1 protein-coding gene is annotated in these 464 nt (G+C 59.7%); it reads left to right on the top strand.

Going from position 1 to position 464, the window contains the following annotated elements:
- The coding region (locus ACQ7C1_RS31785) for a carbohydrate ABC transporter permease (RefSeq protein WP_430961226.1) at positions 1–464 on the top strand (464 nt) is incomplete at both ends.

Below are 464 nucleotides of genomic sequence, written 5' to 3'. Positions count from 1 at the left end.
TGATCTCCACCTTCTTCGGGGCGCTGAACGGCTATGTCCTGACCAAATGGCGTTTTCCCGGCCACACGCTGGTGTTCGGGCTGATGCTGTTTGCCTGCTTCATCCCGTTCCAGTCGGTGCTGCTGCCGATGGCGACCATTCTCGGCTCGCTCGGCCGCTTCGGCATGACGCTGCAGAACGCCACCGGCTGGAACTTCGGCTTCGGCAATTCGACGGTCAATCTGGTCTTCGTCCACGTCGTCTATGGCCTCGGCTTCACGACGCTGTTCTTCCGCAATTTTTACGAGGCCTTTCCGACCGAACTGGTCAGGGCCGCCCAGGTCGATGGCGCCAGCTTCTTCCAGATCTTCCGCCGCATCATGCTGCCGAACTCGCTGCCGATCATCGTTGTCACCGTTATCTACCAGTTCACCAACATCTGGAACGACTTCCTGTTTGCCTCGGCCTATGCCGGCACCGGCGAT

Origin of the sequence: Rhizobium sp. Nf11,1 (assembly GCF_050587665.1) — a bacterium.
GTDB lineage: Bacteria > Pseudomonadota > Alphaproteobacteria > Rhizobiales > Rhizobiaceae > Rhizobium.
The sequence above is the reverse complement of the archived record's forward strand: the minus strand, read 5'-3'. Positions and strand labels throughout refer to the sequence as shown.